This is a genomic window from Candidatus Zixiibacteriota bacterium (assembly GCA_040753495.1).
Taxonomy (GTDB): domain Bacteria; phylum Zixibacteria; class MSB-5A5; order GN15; family PGXB01; genus DYGG01.
On the sequence record JBFMEF010000053.1, the window covers coordinates 1 to 3,163 of the forward strand.

A 3,163-nucleotide genomic window follows, 5' to 3' on the forward strand; every position below is an offset into this window, starting at 1 on the left:
ATTTTATCGCCTCTTCGGTCGTCGCCCCCGGCGTAAAAAGTTTCGACACCCCCATCTTCTCCAGCGCGGCGACATCCTCATCCGGAATTATCCCGCCGCCAAAGAGAATGATATGGTCCGCTTTCTTTTCCCGAAGAAGATTCATAATCGCCGGGAAGAGCGTCATATGCGCCCCGGAAAGAATCGAGACCCCGATGGCATCGACATCTTCCTGTATCGCTGCATTGACAATCATCTCCGGTGTCTGCCGCAGTCCGGTGTAAATCACCTCGAAACCGGCGTCACGGAATGCCGCCGCGATAACTTTGATACCGCGGTCATGCCCATCCAGTCCCGGTTTCGCCAGAAGAACTCTAATTTTTTCCGCCATATTCTCTATTTCTCAATAATTCAATTCTCCGTAGGTCGAAACTGTGGTTTCAACATCATCATTTCCGATAGACATCATCTCCGTAGGTCGAAACCCTCGCGGTTTCGACTTTTAATGCGCCGTCAGGAGCCTCTCCTTTAATGCGCCGTCAGGAGTCTCTCCTGACGGAATTAATTCTCCGTAGGTCAATCTTGACCTGCTCGCCTAAATAATCGGCGGCTCTAAACCCTCGCGGTTTCGACTTTTAATGCGCCGTCAGGAGTCTCTCCTGACGGAATTAATTCTCCGTAGGTCAATCTTGACCTGCTCGCGCTAAATAATCGGCGGCTCTACATACTCCCCAAAAATCGGCTTCAAAGTCTCCACTATCTCCCCCTCCGTCGCATACACCCGCACACAATCCAGGATCGCCTTCTGCGTATTCCCATTCCCCTCGGCGCAAATCCGAAGCTCTTCCAGCGTCCGCTTCACCTTGTCGTTATCCCGGTCACTCTTGACCTTGTGGATAAACGCCTTCTGCTCCTTTTCCACCGTCTCATCTATCTTCAAAATCGGAATCGTTATCTCTTCATCTTCCACCAGGTAATCGTTTATCCCGACTATTATCCGCTCCTTCTTCTCGATTTCTTTCTGATACCGATACGCCGCCTTCGCAATCTCCCTCTGGAAATACCCCTCCTCGATACATTTCAGCACTCCCCCGCGACGTTCTATTTCCGCCAGATACGCCTCCGCGTCCGCTTCCATCTTGTCCGTCAGCGCCTCCACAAAATACGACCCCGCCAGCGGGTCAATCGTATTCGTCACTCCCGTCTCATGCGCAATTATCTGCTGGGTCCGCAATGCAATGAGGGCGGCTTTGTCCGATGGAAGAGCCAATGTCTCATCCATCGAATTCGTATGAAGCGACTGCGTCCCGCCCAGTACCGCCGAGAGCCCCTCCAGCGCCGTCCTCACAATATTATTCTCCGGCTGTTGCGCCGTGAGCGAGCATCCTGCCGTCTGCGTATGGAATCTGAGTAGCCAGTTCCGCTCCTCTTTCGCTTTGTACTTTTCCTTCATCCGGCGCGCGTAAATCCTCCGTGCCGCCCGGTACTTCGCTATCTCTTCGAAAAAATCCTGGTGCGCATTGAAAAAGAACGACAGCCTCGTCGCAAATTTATCCACATCCTGCCCATCCGCTATCGCCGCCTCGATATACGCAAACCCGTCCGCCAGCGTAAACGCCAGCTCCTGCGCCGCCGTCGAACCCGCCTCCCGGATATGATACCCCGAAATCGATATCGTATTCCACTGCGGAACATGCTCCGTGCAGAACGCCATCATGTCCGTTATCAGTCTAATTGATGGCTCCGGCGGAAATATCCACTCCTTCTGCGCGATATACTCTTTCAATATGTCATTCTGAAGCGTCCCCCGCAACTTGTCAAACGGCACCCCCTGCTTTTCCGCTACCGCCAGGTACTTCGCCAGTAAAATCGACGCCGGCGCATTTATCGTCATCGACGTCGATACCTGCCCCAGGTTGATATTATCGAAGAGTATTTCCATATCCGCCAGGGTATCCACCGCCACTCCGCATTTCCCAACCTCCCCCAGCGACCGCTCGTGGTCGCTGTCGAATCCCATCAGCGTCGGAAGGTCAAACGCCACCGACAATCCTGTCTGCCCGTGATTCAGAAGATAATGATACCGCTCGTTGGTCTGCCGTGGCGTCCCCATTCCGGAAAACTGACGCATTGTCCAGAGACGGGTGCGGTACATCGTATGATGAATCCCGCGGGTGTAGGGGTATTCCCCCGGAAATCCGATATTCTTGTCAAAATCGATATGGGCGATATCAAGCGGCGTGTAGAGGTCTTTGATTTCATCGCCGGAAACCGTAATGAATCTCGGCCTCGATTTCTGCTTGCCATTTTTTTCCGCCTCTTTCGCCCAATTCTTACGTCTATTGTCCACTCCCTCGAGGAATTTCTTATCGAACATAATTACTCCACATTCTTCCTTAGGCATTGATAATAATCATTTTACGCAGAAAAATCAAGCCCCGGTGGGCGAACATGGAGCCGAACGCAATCTGACATTTATGACGAGTGGGGGTTTCGACAGCCTTCCAAAGAGGCAAACCAACACGTACTTACCGTTGCGGCAGGTCTCGATTTTACGCTGATATCTGCAAAGCAGATTCATCTCTGGCTCTTGCGGCGTAAAATTGTGACCTGCCGCCCTTTTCTTCACTAATGACAGAGCCGAGTAGCCGAGTAGGTCAAAATCCCCCCGAGTCAATTGTCCCTCGCGGGGGACGAGTGGGGGTTTTGACAACCTCGACGCTATGCCGTAGGTCAAAATCCCCCCGAGTCACCTGTCCCTCGCGGGGGACGAGCGGGGGTTTTGACAACCTCGACGCTATGCCGTAGATCAAAATCCCCCCGAGTCACCTGTCCCTCGCGGGGGACGAGTGGGGGTTTTGACAACCTCGTCCCTATTCCGCCTTCGGCAATTCTCAGCGCCGTCAAGCTTGCCCCGCTTCTGGCGGGGGAGTCTCTCCTGACGGCCAATGTCATTCCGGGCTTGACCCGGAATCCAGAAAACGCCAGCGCCGTCTGGTGTCCCACCTGATGGAACCAGATTACCAGTTTCTGGATTCCCCCGCCACGGCGGGCAAGCGTCTTCACGGGAATGACGGCAGAGAGAACATTTCTCTCTGCCTGAGAGTTGCGGCCGCTCTTAGGTCCGACATCAGTCGAAGCGTGACCTGCCGCCCTGCTATACTTTCTCCGCGCCTCCGCCTTA

3 protein-coding genes are annotated in these 3,163 nt (G+C 53.7%); all 3 read right to left on the reverse strand.

Annotation, left to right across the window (positions count from 1 at the left end):
- Positions 1–370 (reverse strand): cobalamin B12-binding domain-containing protein (locus tag AB1690_03295; GenBank protein ID MEW6014329.1); only part of this gene is annotated, 370 nt, incomplete at its 3' end.
- 312 nt (positions 371–682) lie between these two features.
- Positions 683–2,356, reverse strand: coding sequence for a methylmalonyl-CoA mutase family protein (locus AB1690_03300; protein ID MEW6014330.1), 1,674 nt, complete (start codon positions 2,354–2,356; stop codon positions 683–685).
- Between the two features lie 356 nt (positions 2,357–2,712).
- Positions 2,713–3,163, reverse strand: a 451-nt coding sequence (locus AB1690_03305; GenBank protein ID MEW6014331.1) for a hypothetical protein, incomplete at its 5' end; no start/stop codon positions are given.